General features: G+C 69.4%; 26 protein-coding genes and 1 pseudogene. 12 read left to right on the top strand and 15 right to left on the bottom strand.

The window, feature by feature from the left end; genetic code table 11:
* Positions 1-26: 26 nt before the first annotated feature.
* From MQN93_RS30605 to MQN93_RS30580, 6 genes are all read right to left on the bottom strand, one after another.
* A complete protein-coding gene (locus tag MQN93_RS30605; RefSeq protein WP_016432665.1) occupies positions 27-1,292 on the bottom strand; it encodes a cytochrome P450 in 1,266 nt (421 codons plus the stop codon).
* Positions 1,289-1,906 carry a GTP-binding protein gene (locus MQN93_RS30600; protein WP_242712094.1) on the bottom strand — a complete coding sequence of 206 codons (618 nt, stop codon included), beginning with the start codon at positions 1,904-1,906 and terminating at the stop codon, positions 1,289-1,291. Before MQN93_RS30600 ends, MQN93_RS30605 begins: the two co-directional genes overlap by 4 nt.
* Entirely contained in the window at positions 1,887-2,243 is a 357-nt protein-coding gene (locus tag MQN93_RS30595; RefSeq protein WP_037781211.1) for a DUF742 domain-containing protein, read from the bottom strand. The genes MQN93_RS30600 and MQN93_RS30595 overlap by 20 nt, the downstream gene beginning before the upstream one ends.
* Positions 2,240-2,659, bottom strand: a complete 420-nt coding sequence (locus tag MQN93_RS30590; RefSeq protein WP_016432662.1) for a roadblock/LC7 domain-containing protein — start codon at positions 2,657-2,659, stop codon at positions 2,240-2,242. The genes MQN93_RS30595 and MQN93_RS30590 overlap by 4 nt, the downstream gene beginning before the upstream one ends.
* Before the next feature lie 136 nt (positions 2,660-2,795).
* The gene (locus MQN93_RS30585; protein WP_242712093.1) at positions 2,796-4,532 is read right to left on the bottom strand and encodes a sensor histidine kinase; all 1,737 of its coding nucleotides are present in this window, start codon (positions 4,530-4,532) and stop codon (positions 2,796-2,798) included.
* A gap of 403 nt (positions 4,533-4,935) precedes the next feature.
* On the bottom strand, positions 4,936-5,682 hold the full coding sequence (locus MQN93_RS30580; RefSeq protein WP_242712092.1) for a DJ-1/PfpI family protein: 747 nt from the start codon (positions 5,680-5,682) through the stop codon (positions 4,936-4,938).
* A 221-nt stretch (positions 5,683-5,903) separates the two neighbouring features.
* Between MQN93_RS30580 and MQN93_RS30575 the strand changes: the two genes are divergently transcribed.
* From MQN93_RS30575 to MQN93_RS30565, 3 genes are read left to right on the top strand one after another with little or no spacing between them, the layout of a single operon-like run.
* Positions 5,904-6,950 (top strand): ABC transporter substrate-binding protein, encoded by a 1,047-nt coding sequence (locus tag MQN93_RS30575; protein ID WP_372504490.1) that lies wholly within the window; start codon positions 5,904-5,906, stop codon positions 6,948-6,950.
* 17 nt (positions 6,951-6,967) lie between these two features.
* A complete protein-coding gene (locus MQN93_RS30570; protein WP_242712091.1) occupies positions 6,968-8,026 on the top strand; it encodes a FecCD family ABC transporter permease in 1,059 nt (352 codons plus the stop codon).
* Positions 8,023-8,793, top strand: coding sequence for an ABC transporter ATP-binding protein (locus tag MQN93_RS30565; RefSeq protein ID WP_242712090.1), 771 nt, complete (start codon positions 8,023-8,025; stop codon positions 8,791-8,793). Before MQN93_RS30570 ends, MQN93_RS30565 begins: the two co-directional genes overlap by 4 nt.
* A gap of 128 nt (positions 8,794-8,921) precedes the next feature.
* Here the strand turns inward: MQN93_RS30565 and MQN93_RS30560 are convergent, their stop codons facing one another.
* Positions 8,922-9,170: a hypothetical protein gene (locus MQN93_RS30560; protein ID WP_016432656.1), complete on the bottom strand. Its 249-nt coding sequence runs from the start codon at positions 9,168-9,170 to the stop codon at positions 8,922-8,924.
* A 108-nt stretch (positions 9,171-9,278) separates the two neighbouring features.
* Between MQN93_RS30560 and MQN93_RS30555 the strand changes: the two genes are divergently transcribed.
* The gene (locus MQN93_RS30555) at positions 9,279-9,902 is read left to right on the top strand and encodes a TetR/AcrR family transcriptional regulator (RefSeq protein ID WP_242712089.1); all 624 of its coding nucleotides are present in this window, start codon (positions 9,279-9,281) and stop codon (positions 9,900-9,902) included.
* 121 nt (positions 9,903-10,023) lie between these two features.
* On the opposite strand, the gene MQN93_RS30550 is transcribed toward MQN93_RS30555, so the two are convergent.
* From MQN93_RS30550 to MQN93_RS30540, 3 genes are all read right to left on the bottom strand, one after another.
* Positions 10,024-10,674, bottom strand: coding sequence for a chorismate mutase (locus MQN93_RS30550; RefSeq protein WP_242712088.1), 651 nt, complete (start codon positions 10,672-10,674; stop codon positions 10,024-10,026).
* Between the two features lie 58 nt (positions 10,675-10,732).
* Entirely contained in the window at positions 10,733-12,106 is a 1,374-nt protein-coding gene (locus tag MQN93_RS30545) for an FAD-binding oxidoreductase (protein WP_242712087.1), read from the bottom strand.
* A 137-nt stretch (positions 12,107-12,243) separates the two neighbouring features.
* Complete coding sequence (locus MQN93_RS30540; RefSeq protein ID WP_016432652.1) at positions 12,244-12,396, bottom strand: hypothetical protein; 153 nt, start codon at positions 12,394-12,396, stop codon at positions 12,244-12,246.
* 279 nt (positions 12,397-12,675) lie between these two features.
* Here MQN93_RS30540 and MQN93_RS30535 point away from each other — a divergent pair, with 279 nt between their 5' ends.
* Together MQN93_RS30535 and MQN93_RS44425 are read left to right on the top strand one after the other, a co-directional pair.
* Entirely contained in the window at positions 12,676-12,999 is a 324-nt protein-coding gene (locus MQN93_RS30535; RefSeq protein ID WP_242712086.1) for an SCO4225 family membrane protein, read from the top strand.
* A 388-nt stretch (positions 13,000-13,387) separates the two neighbouring features.
* A complete protein-coding gene (locus MQN93_RS44425; RefSeq protein WP_372504498.1) occupies positions 13,388-13,582 on the top strand; it encodes a cytochrome P450 in 195 nt (64 codons plus the stop codon).
* A 234-nt stretch (positions 13,583-13,816) separates the two neighbouring features.
* On the opposite strand, the gene MQN93_RS30530 is transcribed toward MQN93_RS44425, so the two are convergent.
* Positions 13,817-14,704 carry a helix-turn-helix transcriptional regulator gene (locus MQN93_RS30530; RefSeq protein WP_242712085.1) on the bottom strand — a complete coding sequence of 296 codons (888 nt, stop codon included), beginning with the start codon at positions 14,702-14,704 and terminating at the stop codon, positions 13,817-13,819.
* Between the two features lie 50 nt (positions 14,705-14,754).
* Positions 14,755-15,390, bottom strand: a complete 636-nt coding sequence (locus MQN93_RS30525; RefSeq protein ID WP_242712084.1) for a TMEM175 family protein — start codon at positions 15,388-15,390, stop codon at positions 14,755-14,757.
* Positions 15,391-15,694: 304 nt separating this feature from the next.
* On the opposite strand from MQN93_RS30525, the gene MQN93_RS30520 reads away from it, so the two are divergent.
* Together MQN93_RS30520 and MQN93_RS30515 are read left to right on the top strand one after the other, a co-directional pair.
* Complete coding sequence (locus MQN93_RS30520; protein ID WP_242712083.1) at positions 15,695-16,228, top strand: PadR family transcriptional regulator; 534 nt, start codon at positions 15,695-15,697, stop codon at positions 16,226-16,228.
* Between the two features lie 288 nt (positions 16,229-16,516).
* On the top strand, positions 16,517-18,043 hold the full coding sequence (locus tag MQN93_RS30515) for a GMC family oxidoreductase (protein WP_242712082.1): 1,527 nt from the start codon (positions 16,517-16,519) through the stop codon (positions 18,041-18,043).
* Positions 18,044-18,192: 149 nt separating this feature from the next.
* On the opposite strand, the gene MQN93_RS30510 is transcribed toward MQN93_RS30515, so the two are convergent.
* Entirely contained in the window at positions 18,193-19,437 is a 1,245-nt protein-coding gene (locus MQN93_RS30510) for a PucR family transcriptional regulator (RefSeq protein WP_242712081.1), read from the bottom strand.
* A gap of 210 nt (positions 19,438-19,647) precedes the next feature.
* Here MQN93_RS30510 and MQN93_RS30505 point away from each other — a divergent pair, with 210 nt between their 5' ends.
* Positions 19,648-20,994, top strand: coding sequence for an amino acid deaminase/aldolase (locus tag MQN93_RS30505; protein ID WP_242712080.1), 1,347 nt, complete (start codon positions 19,648-19,650; stop codon positions 20,992-20,994).
* A 126-nt stretch (positions 20,995-21,120) separates the two neighbouring features.
* Here the strand turns inward: MQN93_RS30505 and MQN93_RS30500 are convergent, their stop codons facing one another.
* The gene (locus MQN93_RS30500) at positions 21,121-22,449 is read right to left on the bottom strand and encodes an FAD-dependent oxidoreductase (RefSeq protein WP_242712079.1); all 1,329 of its coding nucleotides are present in this window, start codon (positions 22,447-22,449) and stop codon (positions 21,121-21,123) included.
* 401 nt (positions 22,450-22,850) lie between these two features.
* Here MQN93_RS30500 and MQN93_RS30495 point away from each other — a divergent pair.
* Positions 22,851-23,203 (top strand): annotated as a pseudogene (locus MQN93_RS30495) (aminoglycoside phosphotransferase family protein); the annotation flags it as partial.
* Between the two features lie 111 nt (positions 23,204-23,314).
* Positions 23,315-23,437, top strand: a complete 123-nt coding sequence (locus tag MQN93_RS44015; protein ID WP_278191359.1) for a hypothetical protein — start codon at positions 23,315-23,317, stop codon at positions 23,435-23,437.
* 444 nt (positions 23,438-23,881) lie between these two features.
* Here the strand turns inward: MQN93_RS44015 and MQN93_RS30490 are convergent, their stop codons facing one another.
* Complete coding sequence (locus tag MQN93_RS30490; RefSeq protein ID WP_242712078.1) at positions 23,882-24,076, bottom strand: hypothetical protein; 195 nt, start codon at positions 24,074-24,076, stop codon at positions 23,882-23,884.
* Between the two features lie 417 nt (positions 24,077-24,493).
* Between MQN93_RS30490 and MQN93_RS30485 the strand changes: the two genes are divergently transcribed.
* Positions 24,494-25,489, top strand: a complete 996-nt coding sequence (locus MQN93_RS30485; protein WP_242712077.1) for a LacI family DNA-binding transcriptional regulator — start codon at positions 24,494-24,496, stop codon at positions 25,487-25,489.
* The last annotated feature ends 32 nt before the right edge of the window (positions 25,490-25,521 follow it).

Below are 25,521 nucleotides of genomic sequence, written 5' to 3'. Positions count from 1 at the left end.
CCCGGCCCCATGGGCCGGGGAGGACGTCAGTGCATGGACGGGGTGAACTGCACGGGCAGGGAGGTCAGGCCGCGCATCCAGATCGAGGGACGCCAGGTGAGTTCCTCCGGCTCGACGGCCAGCACGAGGTCGGGGAGGCGTTCGAGGAGCGTCTCCACGGCCGTACGAGCCATCACGTCCGCCAGCAGCGGTGCGGGATAGGGGCAGCGGTGTTCGCCGTTGCTGAAGGACAGGTGCGCCGAGTTCTCGGCACCCACGTGCGATTCCGGCCAGATCTGAGGGTCGGTGTTGGCCGCCGCGAGTCCGAGGACGAGGCAGTCTCCCTCCCGGATGAGGCGCCCGCCGAGCTGGGTGTCGCGCACGGCCCACCGGCCGATGAAGTTCTGCGTGGGAGTGTCGAGCCACAGCACTTCATTGAGCGCGTCGCCCACGCTGACCCTGCCGCCGGAGACATCGAGGGCGAAGCGTTCGTCGGTCAGCAGCAGTCGCAGGGTGTTGCAGATCCAGTTGGCGGTCGGCTGCTGCGCCGCGGCGATGACCGAGATCAGGTCCTGCACGATCTCCTCGTCGCTGAGCCCGGCCGGGTGCTGCACCATCCGGGAAGTGACATCCGGTCCGGGGCGCTCCCGCTTCTCCTTGACGAGTTGCGCGATCCGCTCGCCGACGCGCATGTACGCGGCGACCGGGTCGTCACCTTCCCCTGCGTCCAGGGAGATCCGCAGGTCGTCGACCAGGCTCTCGGTGTCCGTGCCGTCCTGCGGCATGCCGCACATCCACAGCACGGCCCGGGCCGGCAGGGCGTGCGCGTACAGGCTCATGAGTTCGGCCTGACCGCTGCCGGAGAACGAGGAGATCAGCTGGCTCGCGATCAGTTCGCACTCGCGGGCCAGCTCGAACTGGTCCACGCCCTCGAGCGCCTTGGTGATCACACCGGCCCGGCGCTGGTGCTCGGTGCCCTCGGTGAACAGCACGGAGGGCTGGTAGCCGACGTACGGCAGCAACGGCCAGTCCGGCGGGATGTGATCCCACTGGTTCCAACGCCGCGAGTCCCGCGCGAACAGTTCGTCGTGGCTGGTCACATAGCTGACCTCGGGATAGCCGAGGACGAGCCAGGCGGGGATGTCGTTGTCGAGCAGCACGGGCGCGACCGCTCCGTGCTCACGGCGCATGGTGCGGTACAACTGCGAGGGAGTCTGCTGGTACTCCAGGCCTGCCAGTTGCACCGCCGATTGATGCGCGGGGCAGCCGGGTGGGGGAGTGGGCGTGGACGGGGAGCCGGCGGGGTCGCTCACGGTGTGCTCTCCTGGGACAGTGCCATTGAGTAGAGGTGATCCACGAGGGTGATGAGGACCTCCTTGCCCGAGGACCTGAGCCGGGCGTCACAGTCGATCATCGGCACGTGTTCCCCCAGGGCAAGGGCTTTGCGGATCTCTTCGAGGGAGAAGCGGTTGGTGTCGTCGTCGAAGCGGTTGACGGCCACCACGAACGGGGTCTTGTGGTGTTCCAGCCTGTCTATCGCGTACCAGGAGTCCTCCATACGGCGCGTGTCGACGAGGACGACCGCGCCCAGCGTTCCGGAGAACAGGCGGTCCCACAGGAACCAGAAGCGCTCCTGGCCCGGGGCACCGAACAGGTACAGCACCATGCGGTGGTTGAGACTGATGCGACCGAAGTCGAACGCGACCGTCGTGGTGGTCTTGCGCTCCACGCCGACGGTCTCGTCGACGCCCTGCCCTGCCTGAGTCATCACCTCTTCGGTGTTGAGCGGCCGGATCTCGCTGACCGCGCGGACCAGCGTGGTTTTGCCGACCCCGAAGCCGCCCACGACGACGATCTTCAGACCGGTTTCGGCGGTGTCGGTCAGCGGCGTGCGCTGGGAGGGCGGCTCAGAGGTTGCGGAGCCCATCAAGGACCTCCTGGAGCAAGGCGGTTTCGGGAAGGGACGCGACGGATTCGGCCGCGCGGGGGTGGCGGGCGCTGACCTTGCCCATGTCATGAAGGTCGCCGACGAGGATCCGCGTGACGGTGACGGGCAGCTTCAGCTCGGCGGAGATCTCCACCAGCGCCGTGGGGTGTCGGCACAGCTCGAGGATTCTGACGTGCTCCGACTGCATGCCGGCACTGGGCTCGTTCTCGCTGACGATCAGCGTCACCAGGTCGAACGAGTCGTCGGCTGTGCTGCGCCCGCCCGTGACCATGTACAGCCGGTCGGGATCGCCGACGTCCACGGGTTTGCGCATCACGCGGAGGCACCCCGGTCGGCGGGCGTGCGCGGTTCGGCCCGTAGGTGGTCGCCGATCTGCTCGACGAGTTCGGTCATCTGGTGGCCGATGACCCCGGGGTCGGCGTTGTCCTGCGCGACGACCGCGAGGTGTGCTCCTTCGCCGGCCTCCACGACGAACAGCAGGCCCCCGTGGAACTCGGTCATGGAGTGCCGCACGCCGCCCGATCCGTCTCCGAATTCCACGGAGGCGCCCTGGGCGAGGGCCTGGATGCCGGAGCAGATGGCCGCCAACTGGTCGGCCTGGTCGAGGGTCATGTGCTCCGTCCAGCAGAGCTTGAGGCCGTCCCGCGACAGGACGAGCGCGTGGCGCGTGCCCGGGGTGCGCTCCACCAGGCTCGTCAGGAGCCAAGTGAGGCTGTTGTCAGTGGTCTCCATGGTGCGTGACGGGTCGTGACCGGTCGGTGGTCACCCGGCCCGTTCCTCCAATCTGTCGAGCGATGATCAAGTGAGAGGGGGTGGTGATGGACCCTGCCTGTGAGACGCGCGGGCCGAACTGTGCGGGGAGGGAAACCTAGTCGGCTGTGGTCTGGTGTCCGTCCTCGGGAGAGTCGGCGGATTCGCCGAGCGGGTCGCGAGCGCGCCGGGCGCGGTGGAAGGCGCCGAACTGGCTTCCGACGTCGCGAGCCTGCCGCTCTTCGAGCTGCTCTGCCGAAGGCTTCGCGGGCGCGGGCTTGCGCCGTGCCTGCTCGGCGGCGGCCATGGTGCGGCCGGGGGCACGGACGGGCAGTCCGTTCTCGGTGGCCGCGTCCCGGCTGCGGGGAACGTCGGCGCTGGGGGCCGCCTTCACAGGGTCGGAGGCGATCGGTGGGGCGGGCGCGGGCCGGGCCGGCTCGGCCTCTTCGACGGATGCCGGGGTCTCCGGGACGTCGCGCGCGGGGCGGGGCAGCTCGACGACGGGCTCGCGCTGCTGGGCCACGAGCTGGGGCGGCAGGAGGACGACGACGCCGGTGCCGCCACGCGAGGAGGGCCGGTAGTTGACGCTGATGCCGTACTTGTCGGCGAGTCGTCCCACCACCGCCAGGCCGAGCCGGGTGCCCTGCAGCGAGGCCAGGTCGGTGACTTGGCCGGAGACGGCCTCCTGTGCCCGGCGCATGGCGGCGTCGGACATCTTCAGGCCGCTGTCCTCGATGGTGATGACCAGACCGGCGCTGCGCTCCTCCACGTAGACGTGGACCTCGTCGATGGGCGGCGAGAAGTTGGCAGCGTTGTCCATGAGTTCGGCGAGCAGATGCATCACGCCCTCGGCGGCGAAACCCGCGATGGCCGTCTTGCTGGACGAGTGCAGACGCACCCGGCGGTAGGCGGCGATACGGCCGACGGACCCGCGCAGGATGCTTTCCATGACGATCGGCTTGTTCCAGACACGGCTGGAGCGGCCGCCCATCAGCAGGGCCAGCCGGTCGGTCATCAGCCCGAGCTGGGACGTGCTGTGATCCAGTCGCAGCAGGTCGCCGAGGACTTCCTCACCGTGCCGGTCCTGCATGGCACGCAGGTCGGCCAGCATGGAGACCGTCTTGGCCTGAACCCGGCTCAGGGCCTTGGCGGAGGCGGCCTGGGCGGCGGCGGACCGCCGTTCACTGTAGGCGAGTTCGCGGATGAACGAATCGGCAGCCCGGTGCAGGGAGGGATTCTGCGGCCAATCGAACTTGGTGAGAACGGTGTTGGCGGAACTGCCGTCCCGTAGCAGGGCCACCGCGGCAGGCAGCGTCTCGTCGGTCAGGCGCTGGAGTTCGGTCTTCCCCCGCGCAAGTTCATCGCGCATCTGCTGCAGCTCGGTCTCGGCCGCGCCGGCCCGCCGAACCGCCTCGGAAAGCTCCCCGGCGAATATGTGCAGCGCCTGACGCAGTTGCGGATCGGAGGGCTCGACGACACGGGCGAGAGCCGCATCGGCGCCGGCACCGCTCTTCACCTCCCGGGCGACACCCGGCAGGCTCACACTGACGAGCCGGGCCACCTCGGCCCCCTGCAGTTTCCAGTTGTCCTTGGCCGCCCCGAGCTCGCTGTCCCGGGCAGCCGCCTGGCGGCGGGCACGCCGCAGGAGATACGAGGCGGTGGCGACGACGACGGCGACACAGCCCCAGGCGGTGATCACCGCGCCCAGGACCCAGTCGCGGGCTTCGTCCGGAGCGAGTACGGCCGCCGTGACGGCACCCGCGGTCGCGAGGAGCAGGATCACCGGGAACACAGCCGACGAGGAGCCCGCCCCTTTCCCGCGTCGACGCTGGCGGGGGCGAGCAGGCTTTGGCATTGCGCGGTCCCTTGGTCTGAATGAGCATGAAGCAGGTAGGCGAATGGACATTTTCTGCGTTCCGGACTGCGGCCGTTCAGGGACGGCCCGCTTCCGGATCACGCATCGCGCTCATGCTAGCCACCCTTTCGAGTGCCGGGGTACACCAACGATCCGATCCCCCCAACGAGTTGGCTTAGTCGGAAAATGATCGGTGGAACCCGCCTGCGTAATAGGGGACTTGACTGGACAATGACCCAAATGAGGCCAGTCGTAGGCCGGTGACGTGGGGTGCTTGGGATCACGCTCCCGCACGGTGCTCCTCAACTGCCCATGTCCTGGCGCATGTTTTCAGACAACACGCATCCAGTCGGACTGTGCGACACCGTGCGGGCGAGCCCGGTTCCTCGACCCGGTCGCGTGATCAGCGCGGTGGAGCCGCCTGCGCGACCGCGGGCGTTGCGGTCCGCCAGACGGTTCCGCGCGCCTCGTACTCCATGATCGCCTCCACCCGCGTCACGACGTCCGGACCGAATTCCCGCCCGGCCAGCCACAGGCCCAGCTCCAGGCCTGAGGTGATGCCCCCGGCGGTGACGAGATCCCCGTCGTCGACCACGCGTGCGTTCTTGACGTCGCCGCCCTGTTCCTCGAGATGCGCCTTGGCCCTGTGGTGCGTGGTGCACGGGCGGCCCTTGGTCAGGCCGGCCGCGGACAGAAGCATGGTCCCCGTGCACACCCCACTGATCGTCAGCCCGCTGCGGGGCGCGGCGGCGAGGGCACGGGGGAGGATGCCACTGCGGACCTCGGCCCAGACGCCGGGGGCGTCACGGCGTGCGTAGCCGCCGCCGGGCACCACGATCAGATCCGCCTCCTGCGGAGCCCAGCGATGCCGCACCTGTATCTCCGTGCCGTGCCCACAACGGACCGGCCCGAGCTCTCCCGTGGTGACGTACCGGATGTCGGCGCCTTGCGTACTGTGCCTGCCGGCCGCTGAGAGGACTTCGTACGGCGCGATGCAGTCCAGCTCCTCGACGCCGTCGAACATCACGATGTGTACACGTAGCGGCCCCGTTCGTCGGGGGACGGCAGCTGCCGGGGTGTGCGGTGCCGTGGACGGGCGGGGCGCCGCTGCCGCGGCTGCCCTCCGCTCGGGATTCTCTTCGTGCTGCAACGGTGTGTCTCCGGGTCGCTCGTCGGTGCGTACGGAACTGCTGAACTGGGCGTCGTGCACCCGCGCTTCAGAAGTCGTCGCCGGCGGCCACGGAGTTCCTGAGCCGAGCACAAACCGCGGGCTCGCGGGAACTGAGCGGGGATCGGCCCCGACTACTGGACCAGGTGACGGAGGTTCACCCATGTACTGAGTAGATCAGGAGACATCCCTTGCATGCTCGAGTGCGGGGCGCAGCTGTGGTCATAGTGGTGAGCGGTCTGCTGACGGCAGGCTGCGGCAGTGCGCACCGGGAGACGGCGGAGACGAGTGCGGGCAAGGCGGCCTCCGGCTCCTACCCCGTGTCCGTCACGGATTGCACGGATGCCAGGACGAGGTTCGACGGCCCTCCACGGAAGATCGTCACCAGTAATGCCGCCGGCCTGGAGCTCCTCCTGCGCCTCGGCGTCGGTGACCGCGTCATAGGCACAGGTTTTCCGCCCGGCAAGGGCACCATGCCGGGCGGCCTCGACGCCGAGGCCCAGAAGGTGCGCGTGCTCAGCAGGGGAGCGGTCCCGAAGGAAAAACTGCTCGGCTCCGGCGCCGACCTCTACCTCGACACCTTCGGCGCGATGAATATGAGCGGCGCGGGGGAGGCCCCCAGCGCGGAGGAGTACGAAGCCGCCGGGATCAAGCACATCTACCTCAAGTCCACCGCCTGCGCCGCAACCGGCAAGGGCGCGGTCACCGACCTGTCCGCGGTCGAGGACGACATCATCTCCCTGGGCGCGGTCACCGGGACGCGCGCGAAGGCCAAGGAACTTGTCGCGGGCATGAAGAAGAAGGTGGCCTCCGTGCGCAAGGCGCTCGACGGCACAGCACGGAGCGCGCGCCCGACGTACTTCTTCTTCGATTACGACGCCGGCACACAGCAGCCGGTCGCCATCTGCAACCGCCAGGTCGCCAACGCCGTGATCACCTTGGCGGGCGCGCGCAACATCTTCGACTGCGACGGCACCACCCAGCGGGTCGGCTGGGAGGACGTGATCTCCCGAAACCCGGACTGGATCCAGCTCGGGGTCCGCAACAAGGGCAGCCGGGCGGCGACCGACAGGGCGTTCACCGCGGCGGAGGAGTGGCTGCGGTCGAACGCGGCCACCAAGGGCCTGAAAGCCGTCAAGGAAGGTCATTTCCTGCGCATCGGTTCCGAGCGGACCACCATCGCGGGCGTCGAGAACGCCGAGACGGTCGAGACCATCGCCAGGACCCTCTACCCGGACAAGATCCGATGACGGTGGCCGACAGCACGATGAAACGTGCGGACGTCGCGGCCCGGCCCCGCGGTACCTTGCCGGCCGGCCCGACTGCGATCGTGCTCGGCGTGGCCCTGGTGGCCGCGCTGACGGCGGCAGTGGCCTGGGGCTCGACGAGCATCTCACCCGGCGAGGTGTGGAGCGTGGTGTGGCGACGGCTGTCCGGCGAGCCGGTGCGCCCAGGCACGGACGACCTCATCGTGTGGCAACTGCGTGCCCCTCGCGCCGTGTTGGCCGCGCTCGTCGGCGCCGGACTCGGACTCGTCGGTACGGCGGTGCAGGCGCTGGTCCGCAATCCGCTGGCCGATCCCTACTTGCTGGGCGTCTCCAGTGGCGCCTCGCTCGGAGCGGTCGCGGCGATCGTGCTCGGCCTCGGTGCGGGAGGCGCGCTGGGGCTCGGCCTGTCCGGTGCCGCGTTCGTCGGCGCATTGGCAACGTTCGCCCTGGTGTGGGCGGTTGCCCGGCGTGGTGGAGGCTTCGCGCCGCTGCGACTCGTACTGGCGGGAGTGGCCATCGGGCAGTTCCTGTCCGGGTTCACCAGCTATCTGGTGCTGCAGGCCGGGGACGAGCAGCAGACCCAGAGCGTCCTGTTCTGGCTGATGGGCAGCCTCGGCGGGGCCAACTGGGACCTGCTCGCGGTGCCCGCGGTCACCGTCGTGGCCACCGGGCTGTGGCTGCAGGTCCGCGCCCGCGGTCTGAACGCCCTCCTGATGGGCGACGAGACGGCGGCCGGTGTCGGCATCGACGTGACGCGGCTGCGACGCGAACTGTTCACGGTGACCAGCGTGCTCACCGGCGTCCTGGTCGCCGTCTCCGGGGCGATCGCCTTCGTCGCGTTGATGGTGCCGCACGTGTGCCGCCTGGTGCTCGGTGGCGATCACCGCCGGTTGCTGCCCATCTCCGCACTCTTCGGCGCCCTGCTCCTGGTGGTGGTCGACATCGTCTGCCGTACGGCCATGGACACACAGGAACTGCCGATCAGTGTGGTCACCTCGCTCATCGGGGCTCCGACACTGCTGTATCTGCTGGACAGACGTTTGGGGAGCGGCAGTTGAAGATCGACATCGACGACCTGCACGTCGCCTACGCGGGCCGCACGGTCGTCGCCGGTGCCCATCTGATAGCGGCCGCGGGGGAGATCACGGGGCTGGTCGGCCCGAACGGCAGCGGCAAGTCCACACTCCTGCGCACCGTCTACAGGCACTTGAGGCCGGTGGCCGGGCGCGTGTTGCTGGACGGGACCGACATCCGGACGATGCCCGCGAGACAGTCGGCCCGGCACATCGCAGCGCTCCCGCAGGAGCGGGACAGCGACTTCGAATTGACCGTGCGCGAGGTCGTCGCCATGGGCCGTACGCCCTACAAACGGGGCTTTGCCGGCGAGGACGCCACCGACCGGGACATCGTCGCCCGCGCCCTCCGCGACGTCGGCATGGACGGCTACGCCGGGCGCCGCTTCACGGCACTGTCCGGTGGCGAGCGCCAACGGGCTCTGCTGGCACGGGCGTTCACGCAGCAGCCCGATGTCCTGGTGCTGGACGAGCCCACCAATCACCTCGACATCCGGCATCAGATTGAACTGCTGGCGTTGCTGCGCACGCAGCGCCGGACGACCCTCGTATCGCTGCACGATCTGAACGCCGCCGCGTCCGTGTGCGACCGGCTGCACGTCCTGCACGCCGGGACCGTCGTCGCTTCCGGTCCGCCACGCGAGGTCCTCACGCCCGAGTTGATGGCCGAGGTCTTCGGCGTACGGGCCGCAGTGGTCGGCCACCCGCTCACCGGGGACCCGCTGATCGCCTTCGATCATCGTGGCCCGTGATCACGAATCGCCCGGGCGGCGCACACTCCCGAGGCGAGCCAGGAGGTGTCCCACGAGGGCGAACATGCCGGGACGCCGCCGGGTGGTACGGCGAACGGGGTGGCCTGTGGGCCGGCCCTTCAGGTTGATCATGTAGATGTCGTACGGCTGATCGCGTCCTGCTCCGGCCGGCTTTCCGGCCGGTGCCCGGCCTCGTGGATCGGGTGCAAGGCGGTGGCGCGGGTCACCTGCACCAGCAGCACGGCCGGGGTATCTCTGTGCCGGGTGTCAGCCGGCGCGGGAAACAACTCGGAAGCGACAGAAGGGAGCGCGCTCGCCAGGCCGGCGACGGTGGCCAGGGCCAGGCTCGGGAAGACGACGTATCGAGGGAAGGACATGGCACACCAAGCGTGTGAGAAGTAGAACGTTCGGTCTACCTCCATTCAAGAGGGCCCTCGCGCCCTATGTCAAGACTGACCGTTCTATCGTTTGGTAACGTGGAGAGCATGAGTCGGAGTACTGAAGGCGGCACCGTTTCCGAGGCGCGGACGCGGCTGCTCAACACGGCAACGCGGATCTTCTACGCCGAGGGGATCCATTCCGTCGGCATCGACCGCATCGTCGCCGAGGCACAGGTGACCCGGGCCACGCTGTACCGGCACTTCGCCAGCAAGGAAGACCTGGTGCTCGCCTACCTCGCGCAGGCCGACCAGGCCATCCGGGGGCAGGTCGCCGCCGCCCAGGCCAGCAGCCCGTCCGCGGACGATCAGGTCCGTGCAGTGGCCAGGTCGATCACAGACGGCATCCGCTCCACCGGGTTCCGCGGCTGCGCCTTCCTCAATGCGGCGGCCGAGTACTCGGATCCCGCCCACCCGATCCACCAGGCCGTCCTGGCCCACCGGCAGTGGTTCCTCGACACGGTCACGGGCCTGCTGGCCCAGACCACCGAGACAGTGGCGGAGGCCGCCGGGCGGCACTTCATCATGCTCCGCGACGGCGCCATGGCGGCCGGCTGCCTCTTCGACCCGAAGCTGATCTCCGAGACCTTCCTCAACGGCGTCGAAGGCATCCTGAAGGCTCGCACCATTCCGGAACTCACCGACAACGCCGCGTCCGCAGCGCAGTCCTGACCGCCTCCTTCCACAGGGAGATCGGCACCACGCCAATCGGCCGGGGCCGGCGAACGAAACGTTCGCCGGCCCCGGCCGCTTTAGGTCCTCGCCCTGGTCCACCGAGGCGACGGTCGAATGCTCAACTCCCGTCTGCGGCAAGCTCGTTCGCGCCGCACACCGAGTCCGTCGCCGTCCTGAGCGCCTGGCGGTGGAGCGTGTCCAGGCGTTCCACTGCCGCTCCCGTCACTTCTGCCAGGGTCAGCTGCACCGAGCAGCCGATCGGCTTGCCGCGCAGGGGCTCGGTGTTCTTGAGCTCCACGAGCAGGTCCGTGGTCAGCTGATCGAGCCGGGTCCGGATCTGACCGAGGTCGGGACGCGTCGTGGGAGCCTCGTCGGGATGAGCGGTCCAGCGGTCGAACAGACCGCGCTGCACCTGCTTGCTCGCGGTGATCTGGTCGCGGAAGATCGCCACCGCCGCCTCCGCGTCCACGCCGGCCGCCCCAGCCTGCCGGCGGACCTGCTCCAGCACCTGGGCCTCACGCAGGGGGTCCTCAATGGGTGAGTCCGTGCCGAACTTGGACGCCGCGACATCGTCGCTCACCAGAAGGCGCTCGATGATCAGTCCCGTCAGAGGTCCGAGCTTGCCCAGTGGCTTGACCGCTGCGCTGCTTGCGGGTTTGGTGCTCACGCCGGTAGTCACCGCTACGGCCTGAGGAGCGGCCAGCCCTGTGGTGGCCACCAGCAGTCCGATGGTCGCCGCGTACTGAGTCGTCCGGTTTCGCAGATTCACTGGTCTGTCTCGTCCTTGATGGTTGGGGATGGTGAATGGGGCGTGGGTCGGGTGAGCTCTACGCCGGATCCGGCAGCGGGATGGCGCGGAAGACGTGCTGTGGATCGAAGCGCTGCTTCAGTGCGAGCAGCCTCGCGGTGTTCGGGCCGTAGGCGTGGGCTATCTGCGCCGCCTCATCGGGCCCGAGCAGGTTGGGGTACCCGCCCGGCAGTGCGTCCGCCTCGAAGGCGCCGTTCACCTTGTCGGCCCAGGCGCGGTGTTCCGCCGCACGGCTGTCGGCGGGCTCCCACTGGGCGATGACCTCGATCATGAGATGCGGGGTGCGGATGCCGAATGCCGTGTCCTCCAGGGGCACGCGCGTCGCGGCGCCGTGCAGGCTGTGCACGGATACGGCGGAGTAGGACGACGTCAGTGTGGACCCGGCCAAGTCCAGCGCCTCGCGCACGTCCGGGGTGAGAGACGGTACCGACCGCTGGCGGATCTCGACGTGCCGTCCGAAGGGGAACTGCGCGTCGATGCCCGCCAGCATCTCGGGCGCGGTGGTGGCGGAGACGTGAGACACGAGGGGCGTTCCGAGAGAGCCGAGCCGTGCCAACGCGTGTTCCCCGGCCGAGGCGTCATCACCGCTCCAGGTCGGCGAAAGGAAGAACGCGGGCTTTCCGTCGGGGCCGGGCAGGACACCCGACTGCACGGTCAACTCGTCCATGTTCTCGGCCAGGACGTCCGAAAGCCCGGCCAGTACGGTCGCGAGCTGCGTCCACGGAAACAGGATCATGCCGGACAGAAGCGTGGGCACACGATGCAGGCGTACCCGCATCGAGGTGACGGCACCGAAATTGCCGCCACCGCCGCGCAGGGCCCAGAACAGGTCCGGTTCCCGATCGGAGTCGGCCGTGACGATCGAGCCGTCGGCCGGCACCACGTCCGCGGACAGCAGATTGTCCAGGGCGAGTCCGAAGCGGCCCATGAGGAATCCGTAGCCGCCGCCGAGTGTCAGGCCCGCCATGCCCACCGCCCCGGCAGAGCCTGTTGCGGCGGTCAGACCGAAGCGGTGAGCGGCGGCGGCGACATCGGCAGCCGTGGCACCCCCCGACACCTGGGCGACCTGAGCCTCGGCGTCGACCGTCACCGAGCGCAAGCCGGACAGGTCGATGGTCAGGCCACCATCGCTCAGGGACCTCCCGGCCCAGTCGTGCCCGCCGCCGCGCACCGTCAGAGGAACACCGTTCTCCTGCGCGGCGATGACGGCGGCCCGGACCTCGGCCGGGTCGGCGCACCGGACGATGACACCCGGCCGGGAAGAAACGGCACCGTTCCAAATGCGTCGGCCGGCGTCGTAGCCGGGCCCGGCGGTGGTCACCTCTCCGGTCCGGACGTTCCTTTGCAGGGATTCGGTGAGGCGGGCGATCTGTGTGGGGGTGGGTGGTGGCATGGTCACTTTCTTGAATTTCCAGCGCAGCGTGGGCAGTTGGCTTGGGTCCGCACCCTTGGGTGGAACGAACGTTCTGCCTTGATCAACTTCCCGATCCCGATGCACCGTGTCAAGACTGAACGTTCTATCTGATGTTCCTACGGCGTACGTTCCGCCTTCGCGGTCTGGCTGAGGCCGTTGGATGCGCGCAGTGGAACCTCCTTGATGAACAGCGTGACCAGGAAGGCGATCAGAGCGACCGGGGCGACGTACAGGAAGATGTCCGCCCTGCTTCCCAATGCGCGGGCCATGTCCTCGCCTCCGGACGACGCCTCATAGGAGTCCCCCGCGGCTGAAATGCTTTGGGTCTTGGAGCTGTTGATGAGGGGCAACGGTACGTCGATTCAGGCGAGAAATCCCGTGGCGTGGTTGGCCGATGCCCTGTCCCGCCACCTCGGCTACGACGCGCGTTGCAGTCAGGTCCGATCGCGGAGGTGGACCTGAGTACCGGTACTCAAGCGCGGGTCACCGGGCGAAGACATGCTGATGCTCAAGAAGTCAGCGCCCCTCATAGGCAACGGAGTTGCATCATGTCTTCCTCCTCTCGTTCCCTCTCCCGGGCCCTCCGTCAGCATCTGCTGCACCCAGTCGCCCTGGCCTACCTGGCTCTGGTGACAGCCGTGGGCATCTGGGTCGGGGTGGACACGTTCATCGTGCGCACGGAGGCAAGCTTCGCGGGAGTGTGGCTCTTCATGGTCACCGCGCCGACCTCTTTGCTGTTCGTCGCGCTTCCCGGCGAACTGTTCTGGACAGGGATCATCGTGGGCGCCCTGTTCCAGGCATGCGTCTTGAGTGCCGCGTACCGCTGGGTCTTCGTACGACCCACGCGCGGAGGCCGCCTGGGCAGCGTCTGACACGTCTGTCAGGCCGCGACGGCCACGCCTGACGGCAGTGAATGGCCTGGGCGGGAAGCAGTCTTCTTCAAAGGCCGGCCGGAGAAGCTGTACAACCACCTCACCTGCGAAAAGACGTTCATGGCGTTCAGCGAGGACGAGGGCGGTGAGGCCCACTGCCAGTCCGGCGCCCAAAGGCTGGCCTTCACACGGGTCTACGACTGGCTGGACCAGGTGATGCCTCGTCACCTCGTGCCATACGGCAACAAGCGGGTATCGGTGTGAGGGAGTTGACCCTCGGCTGCTGGGCCTCGGCCCGACCTTCGGGAACAGCCCCTGCCGTTCCTGAACCGCCGGGCATAAAAGCCGGGCCGCGTGGGTTGAACGCGCCAACTGCTGTGGAACGACCCTGCCCTTCGGTGTCGGCAAGCACAAATGCGTCGGTGACACCTACGCCCTGGCCGAACTCACGGTCTCCATCGTCTGCATAGCCCGCCGCTGGAAGCTCACTCACCAGCCCGGATCGCGCGTTCGCGAAGTCCCCTGGACTACCGTTCAGCCCGCAGATCTGGTCATGGTCGCGCAGCCTCGACCGGCCGCATGAGCGACACTCGTCGCGGCCCTGCGGGCGCCGGCCGAGCGTGCGGGCCTTGCTGCTGTCGCCGGCTTCGTCGGGGAGCTGGTCGCGCAGGATGCGGGCGATGTCCCGGTACCAGAGGAAGGTGCCCGAGGCGCCCAGCGGAAGGCCCTGCATGAACGTCGGGGATCGGTGACCCGGTCGGTGTCCCCCTGCGGCTTCGGCAACGGGAATGATCCTTCGTGGCGAACTGTGTGGTGCTCACCCCGCAACGGCCCGGTCCACATCGCCGATCCCTTCAAGGAGCAGCCGCAGGGCTTGCTGGGAAGGGGAGTTGGGCCGTGGTGCGCATGTCACCAGGGTCAGGTCGGCGCGCTGGTGTCCCTCCGACCTCAACACGTGGATCTCCAGGGTGATTTCGCCTGCGGTGGGGTGATGACATGTCAGCCGGGGCGGCTTCGACACCGGGTGCGTCGTGGCTCCCCACCAGGCTGCGAAAAGGGAGTCGTGGATGACCAGTTCACCGACGAGGGCCTGCAGTGCGGTGTCATCGGGACACCGGTCTGCTTGACTGCGGAGCGCTGCCACGACGTTCCGTGCCATCGACTCCCACTGGTGGCCGAAGAGCGCACGGTAGCGCTCGTGGCAGAAGGCGAGCCGGACCAGGTTGCGGTCCAGGCGCGTGAGCAGGCCGAAGTCCACGAACAACGCGGCAGCGGCACGGCTCCACAGGAGTATGTCCAAGCGCCGGTTGAGGACGAGGGCGGGTACGTCAGTGAGATCGTGCACCAGTTGTGCGAGGGCGACGGGAACAGCGTCGTCGTGCGGTGTACCGGGGGATCGGCGCCCGTCGTCGTCGGTGGAGCGACCGGCGGCGACGAACAGGTATGCGCGTTCTTCTCCGGACAACTCCAGGGCGTCGGCCAGTGCCGTCAGTACGTCCTTGGACGCGCGATGGGTGCGCCCCTGCTCGATACGCGCAATGGACGCGACGCTCACCTGCGACAACTGCGCCAGTTCCTCCCGGCGCAGACCCGGTACCCGTCTGTGCCGGTCGGACTCGAAACCCCATCGAGCCGGATCGGCGGCGGTGCGCCTGGCCCGCAGGAACTCACCAAGGCGCGGTGCGGCGGAGGACTGCTCGGTCATGAAGCCATCCAGAAGTCGGGTGCGGCCGTCCTGTCGGAGGCTGCGGAAGGTCAGGACATGGTGGCCGGCGTCAACTCCGTCTGCCTGGTCGCCCTGGAGCGACGCCACGCCATAAAGATCCGGAAGGGGACGGCCAGCGCCACCCACCAGTACTCCGCGGCGTCCGGCGAGATGGCGGCCACCGGTATCGAGGTCGCGAAGACGATCGCCGTGCCCACGCCGTAGTGCAGTGACTGGGTGCTGAGGGAGCGGGGCGCCTCGGGGTTGCACATGGCCGGGTGTGAGCGGATCCAGAGCGTCATCGCCGTGAGCAGCAGCGCTGCCAGGGTGATCGTGCCGGCGTACAGAGAGATCGCGAGCGCGTTGCTCTGGTACGTGGTGATGATCTTCGTCGGGAACGGCAGGACGGCGACCACGGCCATCAGTGCCAGATCGAGGTAGAGCAGCGGGCCGTCCAGCACTTTCGCCGTATGGAACAGGCGGTGATGGGACACCCACAGCATCCCGACGACGAGGAAGCTGAGCAGGTATCCGGCGACGGTGGGGACTGCTTCCTTGAGACCGTGGCCGAGTTCTGAAGCAGGCAGGTCCTCGGGGATGCGCACGTCCAGGGCCAGGAACGTGATGGCGATGGCGAAGACGGCGTCGGCGAACGCCCGTACACGCTCGACGTCGATCCCGGGCATAGGTCTCACTGTCAGGGCTCCTCGTTCTGTTGCTGTCTTCGGTCCCGGCCTGCTCACGGCCGGGTGACGATGCACGTCGCGCGGACCCGACTCTGCATGTGTCGACTTCGACATGTCAAACCGGAGCTATTGCTCGCGGGCGGCGATCCGAACCGTCGGACGGGGCGGTGAAGGCGCTGCGGTGCGACGATCCGGCTGAGACCACAGGCCGGTGTGGCCTGGGCAAGCAAGGGCGGCCGTTCCCACGACCTGCGGGTCACCTGCATCACATCTAGGTGTCGTATGCGACATGTAGTCTCTTTACATGTCACTGACGCATGCCCTGCTGGGGCTGCTGGCCGTGGAGCCCGCCAGCGGATACGACCTCACGAAGGAGTTCGAGCAGGACCTCGGGCGGTACGCCTGGCAGGCCGGGCATACGAGCGTGTACCCGGAGCTCGTCCGCATGGCGGAGCGCGGCCTCGTGGAGGTCACCGAGGAAGGGCCACGCAGGCGACGGACTTACTCGGTGACGTCCCAGGGCCGTGAGGAGCTGCGCAAGTGGCTGCTGGAGCCCTGGGGGCAAGGGGTGGTGCGCAATGAGCAGGTGCTGCGCATGTTCTTGTTGGAGGCTCTGGAGCCGGAGGAGGCGGCTGCCGCGCTGCGCGGTGTCATCGAGCACGCCGAGCAGGGGGTGACCCAACTCAGTGCCCACCGTGCTCACCGGGCGGAGGAGCCGCCGGAGGGCCGTGACGTACTCGGACAGTTGGCAGCCGAGTACGGCCTGCGCCAGTACCAGGCGATGCGCGACTGGGCTCTGTGGGCCCTGGACCATCTGAACCAGCGGCGCACGGACTGACGCGGCGGGTGTGCTGCGGTCGCATACCTGTCCCTGCAACGGTGGGCGCCGCCTCCTGTGCATCAGAGCTCCGCTGAGGACAACTCCGCGGACAGGTCGTGCGAGGCCGCTGCGGGCTTCCTGCTCAGGGTGGCAATTCCACACGCCCGGACCGCGATTGTGTGAACTCCGCACATCGGACGGTACGGCCCTCGTGCCTACGGTGAGTCCGGGGCCGCGGCCGGCCTATTTGCGCCGCGGTGAAGGCGTACGGCTCCATCCCGTGCGTCGGAGGACAGGAGTACCCATATGAGCCACACCACCTATGACTACGTCATCGTCGGAGCCGGTACCGCCGGCTGCGTGCTGGCCGCGAGGCTTTCCGAGGATCCGGACGTCCGCGTGGCGCTTCTCGAAGCGGGCGCGGACGAAGGACCCGATGAGATGGCGTCCCCCGACCCGCTGGCCTCCTTCGGCCTGTGGGGTTCCTCGGTGGACTGGGCGTACTCCACGACCGCGCAGCCCGGTACCGGAAACGCGGTCCACGCGTGGCCGCGGGGCAAGGTGCTCGGCGGGTCGAGCGCCATCAACGGCATGGTGCACCACCGCGGGCATCCCGCCGGCTACGACGCCTGGGAGACGCAGGGAGCCGCGGGCTGGAACTACGCGGAACTCCTGCCGTTCTTCCGGCGCAGCGAGACCGCCCCGGGCCGTGACCCGCAGGTGCGGGGCACGGACGGGCCCATGCGCATCGAGCACACGCCGGAACCCGGTCCGCTCGCGGCATCCGCGTTCGCTGCCGCCGTGGCAGCGGGGCACAAGCCGCTGGAGGACGGCAACGGCCGGCAGGCCGAGGGCGTGTCCTGGCGGGAGACGAACGTGGTCGCGGGCCGACGGCAGAGCGCGGCCGACGCCTACCTGCGGCCCGTCCTGGACCGGCCCAACCTCACCGTGCTCACCCGTGCCTTCGCCCACCGCCTGCTGGTGGACGACGGCCGCTGCCGGGGCGTGGAGTACAGCGTCGCCGGCCAGAGGCGCACCGTGGTCGCCGAGCGTGAGACCGTCCTCGCGGCAGGCGCGATCGGGTCGCCGCATCTCCTCCTGCTCTCCGGAATCGGCCCCGCGGACCACCTCCGGAGCGTCGGCCTCGCTGTCACCGCCGATCTGCCCGGAGTGGGCGCCAACCTCCAGGACCACGTGACCAGTTACGTGGTGTACGGCTCACCGGAACCGCCACAGGCGGCCGGGCCTTCGGCCGAGGCGCAGGTCGTCGCGCGCAGTTCCGCGGACGCGGCACCCGACCTGCTGCTCCTGTTCGTCGGGGCCGCGCTGCACCCCCGCTGGACGGGAGCGGACCCCGGCGGCTTCTCCATCCTCTTCTCCCTCATGGACCCGGCGAGCAGGGGCACGCTCCGGCTGCACAACGGGGACCCGACCGCGGCGCCCCTGCTCGACCCCGCCTACCTCACCGACGACCGTGACCTCGACCGGCTCGTCGCGGGGCTGCGGCTCGCCCGGGAACTCGGCCGCACCGACCCACTCGCCTCCCGGGCGACGGCCGAACTCTTTCCCGGAACCGACGTCCGGGACGAGGCAGCCTGCCGTGCCTATCTGCGCTCCACCGCGAGCACTTACTTCCACCCCGTGGGCACCTGCCGTATCGGCACGGACGAGTTGGCGGTGGTCGACCCCGAACTGCGGGTGCGCTCCACGGCAGGCCTGCGGGTCGCTGACGCCTCGGTCATGCCGTCCCTGGTGTCCGCCCCGACCAACGCGACCGTCCTGGCCATCGCCGAACGGGCTGCCCACCTGATGAGGACGACGTCCGACGCGTGACCGGGGTGAGCGGTCTCGGCTTTCCCTACCGTGCTCAGGCAGGTTGACGGGATCCGGCAAGCGGCACGCCGTACTCGGCGGCGTGCCGCAGTCAGGCCCCTGTGAGCGACGGTGTGCAGCTCACATGTCGGGGCCGCGGCACCATGGCGCTACGCCCGGGCCACGGACAGCGCGTTGCAGAGCCGGAGGGCGACGAGAAGTTCCGCCCGTCGCTCCAGGTAGCCGGCGCCCAGGATGTCGGCCACCGCGTTCAGCCGCAGGCGGACCGTGTTCTCGTGGATGCCCAGCCTGGCCGCGGTCGCGGTGTGGGTGCCGCTGGACAGCCAGGCGGACAGTGTTTCGCGCATCCGTGCGGCCCGGTGTCCGCCGTCCGCGAGCGCGCCCAGTTCGTCGTTGACGAAGGTGGTGGCCAAGGGGCGGTCGTGCAGGAGCAGGTCCTCGAGCGAGACGTCCCGGAAGGACAGGCACGGTGACGGAGCGGCGAGCCTGTCACGCACCCCTTCCGCACGCACGGCCTCGCGGTGGGTGGCACGGAAGCCTCCGACGCCGGGACGTGGCCGGCCCACCGCCGTGTGCAGACCCGAGTCGCGCAGGGCCTGGCACAGTGTGTCGAACATCGTGTCCGGTATGGCCCTGCCATATCCCAGCCAGGCCACCCACTGGGTGGTGTCGGGTGGCAGCAGCAGCCGGTCGCGGGCGCCGGTGAGGCTCTGGACGTTCTTCAGGACGGCGTCGGCCTCGCGGCGGTCTGCCGCTGCGAGGAGCAGGCCGACATGGCTGCCGCCGAGCCGGTAGCCGAGTGCGGTGTCCCACGCGGGGTCCGGACGGCTTCCGCCGGCGGCGAGGATCGTGTCGACGACGGCGCGGCGACGCTGGGCGCCGTCGAGCCGCAGACTCGCGGTGGCCTCCTGGTAGGCGGTGACCGACGCACGCATGGCGTGCTCGGCGAACTCGAAGGTTGTGGCGGCGACTTGGGAGACGACATGGCCGGGGACGTTCGTGGGGTCGTCGTCCACGTGCCGGAGGGGGGCGAGCCCCGGCCAGCCCATCTCGCCCCAGACGTCGATGAGTTGGCGTGTGCCGGTCCAGTACGCGTTCTGTACGGCGGTCAGCGGGAAACCCTGCTCGGCGACCCACACCCCGAACTCATGGACCGATCGTTGCGGCTCTTCGCAGGGCGGGCACACGGCGTCGTGGGCGTTGGCGACGGAGAGCACGTTCGTGCGCACGAAACGCCGCAGGCTCGTGTGGAACGGAACGCTGCCCCGCCTGGCCGGGAACACCTTCTCCGTGATCCGCCTGGTGATCACGTCGGCCAGTTGGTCGACCCAGCCCGCCCCTGGTTCCTGCACTCCGCAGCTGTCGGGCAGCGAGCAGGCGCGTACACCTGTCATGGCCTCAGTCGACACGCTCGCTGCAGACACCGCAGACACCTCGTTCCATCCACCGCATACTATTAAGTTGACATGTCGAAGCAAGACTAAATCGCTCACGGGGTGGCGTCAAACCAGCGTGGGTGCAGCCGACGGGGTGGAGGCACATGGCACCGTCCGGTGGCCGTGCACATCCCACAACAGCCGTGGAGCCGCCTGTCGTTACACACCATGAAATGGCTGGCCGCGGCCATCTACGGTGTCAAACCCCGAAGTCGCCACCGGGCAGAGACCAAGCACGAAAGAGGCCGTACCTTGAGCACGACGGACCGTTCGCACCCCAGCACCACCGCAGTAGCCGACGCCGGGGGACCGGTCACCGACCACACCTCGGCCCGGGTCCGCTACGACCGGGCCACCGCACATCTCGACGCACCGTTGGCCATAGTCGACCTTGAGGCGTTCGACGCGAACGCCGAGGATTTGCTCCGGCGGGCGAACGGCAAACCGATACGCGTGGTCAGCAAGTCGGTACGGTGCCGGGCCCTGCTGGATCGGGTGCTGGCGCGCGAGGGCTTCGCCGGCATCATGGCCTTCACCCTCCCCGAGGCCCTGTGGCTGGCGCGGGCGGGCGCCGAGGATGTTCTGGTGGCCTACCCCTCGGCAGACCGCGCCGGCTACGCCGAACTGGCCGCCGACCCGGGACTGGCCGCAGCGGTCACGGTGATGGTGGACGATCTATCCCACCTGGACCTCATCGACGCCGCACGCGACGGCGGCACCGAGGAGATCAGGATCTGCCTCGAACTCGACACCTCGCTGCGACTCCTGGGTGGCCGCCTGCGCTTCGGCGCCCTGCGCTCACCGCTGCACGAGCCGGACCACCTCGCCGACGTGGCCAGGTCGGTGACGCGCCGACCTGGCTTCCGACTGGTCGGCATCATGGCGTACGAAGCACACATCGCGGGCGTCGGCGACGCGGTCGCGGGGCGGATGCTGCACTCGCGCGCCGTGCGTGGCATGCAGAGTGTCGCCCGCAGGGAACTGGCGAGGCGACGCGCGGCCGCGGTGAGTGCGGTCCGTTCGGTCGCTCCAGACCTGGAGTTCGTCAACGGTGGCGGTACGGGCAGTGTGCAGCACACGGCCGCCGAGGACGCGGTGACGGAGATCGCCGCGGGCTCCGGGCTCTACCAGCCGCGCCTGTTCGACGACTACACGTCCTACCGGGGCCGTCCGGCGGCGCTTTTCAGCCAGCCGGTGGTGCGTCGGCCGGGGCTCGGTGTGGTCACGGTCCTTGGCGCCGGATATCCGGCCTCCGGCGCGGCCGGCCGTGACCGGCTTCCCGCGCCGTACCTGCCGGAGGGCTTGCGCTACGACGCTCAGGAGGGTGCCGGCGAGGTGCAGACGCCGCTGCTCGGGTCCCCCGCCGATGACCTGTCCATCGGTGACAAGGTGTGGTTCCGGCACGCCAAGGCGGGGGAACTGTGCGAACGTTTCGACACGCTCCACCTCGTGGACGGCGACCGGGTGACGGCGTCCGTGCCGACGTACCGGGGCGAGGGCTGCACCTTCCTGTGAGGAGGTGGACGACGGCCGGTCGGACAGGGCGGCCGCGCCGGTAATGCGGTCGGGGGCGGGCTGTGCAAGTCGACCAGGCCTGCAGTCCAGCCTGTCCCCACCCCCGACCTCACGCCGAAACAGTGCTCAGCAGTTGGCCGTTACCCTGTCGACGAGATCGGGTGCCAGGAGACTGGCCGGTTCGTCCAGCAGATTGGTCACGCGCAGCAGCGCTGTGCCGAGCAGGGCGTCGTGGTGCGCCGCGGACCAGTAGCGCGTCATGTATTCGGCGAAGTTCTGGGACTGAGCGGTTCGAGCGCCCTCAACCTGAGGATGGCGCAGGTCCCCTCCGAGTACGAGCGCCCAGGGGGTGTCCACCAGTTCGGCCGCGCCGCGGAAGAAGCGACGCCACAAATCGTCGCGGCTTTCAGCGAGTAGATCCGTCAGTAGTACGGCCTCCAGGGCGGCGACCGTGATGCCTTGCCCGTACAGGGGGTTGAAGCTGCACAATGCGTCGGCGACGACGAGGAAGCCCTCGGGGAAGGCGGCCATGTCCTCGTAACGCCTGCGGACGCTGGCCGGATAGCGCATCTGCACCGGTTCACCCAGGGGCTTGGCCGTGCGGATGATCTCCGCGAACTCGGGCGCGGCGTACGTCTCGGCGTAGGCGATCATCCCGGCGCGGTCGGACGGCGCCTCCTCGCCCAGAACCCCGGCGAGGGTGACGATGAAACGGTCGTGCTCCTGAGCGAGGATGATTCCCCCGCGGGGCTGACCGGGATAGGAGGAGCAGACCGTGCCGATGCGGCCGTCGAGGTGGTGGGGTTCGCGCCGGTACATCTGCGTCATGTAGGTGCAGCCGATGTGGACCCGGTCCTCGCGCGGCCGCCCGTATCCCCATTGCTCGAGCCGGACAGGGGAGTGGGAGCCGCGTCCCGAGGCGTCGATCACCAGATCGGCTTCGATGACCCTCTCCCCGGCGCCCTCCCCGCCACCGAGCAGACGCACGCCCATGACCGCGCTCCGGTCCGGCGAGGTCGTCAGGTCCAGCCCCGGGCAGCGGTCGATGAACGTGACGCCGGGGATGGCCGCGACCCGGGAGCGCACGACGTACTCGATCAGGGGGCGGCTCGCCGCAACCCCCACAAGGCCAGAGCGTGTTGGTGCCAGCGGCCGTCCGTCGAAGTACCAGTGCATGTCCGCCTGCAGATCGGCCAGCGGAGCCGAGGCCGCGACCAACTCCTCGGTGAAGCCGGGAAACAGCTGATCGAGAGCGTGACGGCCGCGGGCCAGCAGACCGTGGGTGTGATGGTCCTGAGGCGTACCGCGCCGGTGATCCGGCGCGGCGGGAAGTTCGTCCCGCTCGATCAGCGTCAGCCGTTCAAAGCTCTCGCTCAATGCCCGCGCAGCCAGCAGACCGCCCAGAGAAGCGCCGATCACGACGGCATGGCCGCGGGGAGTGGGAGTTGCGTTCACAGATCGTCCTTCGTTCTTGTCGTGACTCGGCGGAGTCATTGCATGCGGCCGACGGGCACGGGTTTCACAGAGCCCCGCCCGGCGGCTGCGCTGTGCGGGCCGTGCTGACCGGCGTGGTCGCTGCTCGGGGGGCGGGTGTACGCGGGGGCGCGAATTCATCGCGCACATGCGTGACCTCTCTGCCAGGCTCACCATGAGGGGTGCCGCGTGGTCCGCTTTCTTCGCAGGGCCGATCGCCACCTGCTCGGGGGCGAACAGGTGGCGATCGGCCCTGCGTGGCAGCCTATGAAGAAGCCGATGCGGGCAGAGTGTGTCCATTTCACAGTGTGTGGCTGTGAGGCTGTCGGATTCCTGACGGTCCCGTGCCGGTCACCTTCTGCCGGGACCGGAGCCGGCCTCCACGCGTCGACGTAGAGGTTGAGGCGATGACTCTGGAGCCGGTGGCGACCCCGGAGGTCCTGAGGCGCGAGTCGCCGTGCTCGTGCTCGGCGCGGTCCCTGGCCGGGCGCCGGGCCTTTTCGGCGAGTCGTCGACCGCGTCGCCGGCGGCGTAGGCCGCGGTGGGTGCCACCATCCGGACGCTGCACGAAGCGCCGTTGCCACCCCGGCGCGGCCAGGCTGGGCGGAGCATCGAGGACGGGGCTGCGGACCTCGACCGCGAGTGCGACTTGCTCGTGACGAGCGACGTGCTGCCCGCCGATCTGGTCACCCGCAACCGCCGGGTCGTGGAAGCGGCGCGGCGGCCGGGACGCCCTTGTTCACCACGGTGACCTTTAGATCACCCACGTGTTGCCCCGCCTAGGGAGAGGTGTACGCGCCACGCCCAGGGTGAGCACCTCAAGACCGCGCACGTTCCCGTCACCCGCATGACGGCGGCCCTGCCGCGGATGCTCGCCGAACTGGGCACCGCCCGGCTCGGCGTCCGCCCTCGATCACGGTCGGGGGCGCCGTCGGCACTGCCGGTCAAGGGTGACCGGGTGGATTCATGAACTGTGGTGACGTGATTGCCGTTGGCGCACGATGCGAGGCCTGTAGCTCGACCTGGACGGAGCGGGTGCCGGAGCCGCAGGTCCAGGTGGCGATGACCAGCCCGTCGGCGACGACGGCGGGGCGGCTGCTGCCGCCCCCCCCGCCGGACGGGGGCCTGATGCGCGGTGGCGACAGCGACCTGGCGGGTGCGATGGCCGACCGGTTAGTTGTCGACCAGGTAGTTGTCGTGGGCGGGCAGCACGCGGACGTCCGGGGGGTGCGATGCACCAACCGGCACCTGCGTCCACCCGCAGCCGTACTCGGTGATCACATCCGCGGCCAGACTGCTATCGACGAGAGGGCTCGAGCCGCCGGAGCGGGTCAAGGGCGAGGGCCCCTTCACGGGGCTCGTGAGCGCAGGTGACGCGGACGGTGCACCGTAACGCGGGCCGGCGTTCGGTTGTTCAGGGGTGTTCGGGCTTTTGGGCGGGAGGCACTCCGCCGCCCTCGCCGCCGCCCTTGTCGCCCTTGTCCGGGCCGTGCGGGCGGGCGCCCGTGCCGCGGCCGGACGGCTGGCGGGCCTTGAGCTCGCCGCTGTCCTGCGGGGTGGCGCCTCCCTTGTCGCTGCGCCGCTGTTCGGGCTGCTGCGGATTCGACATGTGCCGGTCTCCCTTCGCGTAGGGCGTGCGCATTCCTGGCCCGGGTTCCCGAAGCGGCGGGGTTCACCCCGTCGTCCGCGGTGGGGGAAGGACGTAGACGTAGTGGTGCCGAGCCCTTTGCACGCGGCGACTCGGTCACAGCCGGCCATGCCCGCCATGCCCCGCACCGGCACGCACTCATCGCCGGGATCGGAGCCCCGCCAGGCGGTGGTCAGGTTGCAGAGCGCGGATGAGCTCGGATACGCGCCGCGGACCCTCTGGTCGCAGTCCGTCTGCCGTGAGCTTCCCTGTGACGGCGGCGCGGCCCGCCCCCGCCCGACCCGCTCACTATGGGGGTGAAATCCTTTTCACCAGCTTGATAGGGTGGGGCCGGGACCGGGTGAAAGGATGCGGACACAGGTGGTCACGATCCATGACGTGGCGCGAGCCGCCGGCGTATCCCCGGCGACCGTGTCGCGTGTGTTCAATGGCGGCAGGGTCACACCGGAACGCGCCCAGTCCGTGCAACAGGCCGCCGCGGAACTCGGCTTCGCGCCCAACCGACTGGCGCGAAGCCTGCGCAAGCAGCGCTCCAGTGTGATCGCACTGATCATCCCGGACATCGAGAACCCGTTCTTCACCTCGCTCGCCCGCGGCGTCGAGGACGCCGCGCAGCGCACGAGTCTCTCCGTGGTGCTGTGCAACTCCGACGAGGACACCGACAAGGAGCGGCGCTATTTGGAGGTCGCGCTCGGTGAGCAGATGGCGGGTGTGATCGTGGCGGCGGCCTCCCAGGACGACACGGACCTGGGACCGCTCATCGCCCGGGGCGTGCCCGTGGTCGCCGTGGACCGGCGGCCGCACGAGGCGGAGGTGGACGCGGTCCGGGCCGACGACCAGCACGGCGGCGAGGTGGCCACCCGTCATCTGCTCCGGGCGGGCTACCGCAGGATCGCCTGCATCACCGGACCCGAGGGTGCCTCCACCTCCGAGGAGCGCTTGGCGGGGTACCGGGCGGCGCTGCACGCGGCCCGGAGCGAGGGGATCGTGGCGGACGATGCATACGTACGGCACGCCGACTTCCGCGTCGAGGGCGGCCGGGCGGCGATGCGCGAGATGCTGGCTCTGCCCGAGCCGCCCGACGCGGTGTTCGTTACCAACAACCTCATGACCATCGGCGCCCTCGACGCCCTGGCCGAGGTCGGCCGCACTCCGCCCGGCGTGGGAGTGCTCTCCTTCGGCGACGTCCCCTGGGCGTCGCTGGTGCGGCCGTCACTGACGGCGGTGGAGCTGCCGTCGTACGAGCTCGGGCGTGCTGCCGCCGATCTGCTGCTGCAGCGCATGGAGGGCAGTGCGGCACCGCTGCAGACCGTGGTGCTGCGCACCAGGCTCCAGATCCGGGAGAGCACCGCCGGGCCGGTCGCCACCGACTGACGAAGAGCACGGACGGACGCCGTACGCACCGG

Origin of the sequence: Streptomyces spinosisporus (assembly GCF_022698145.1) — a bacterium.
GTDB classification, from domain to species: domain Bacteria; phylum Actinomycetota; class Actinomycetes; order Streptomycetales; family Streptomycetaceae; genus Streptomyces; species Streptomyces spinosisporus.
This window is presented reverse-complemented; position numbering and strand designations above follow the sequence as displayed.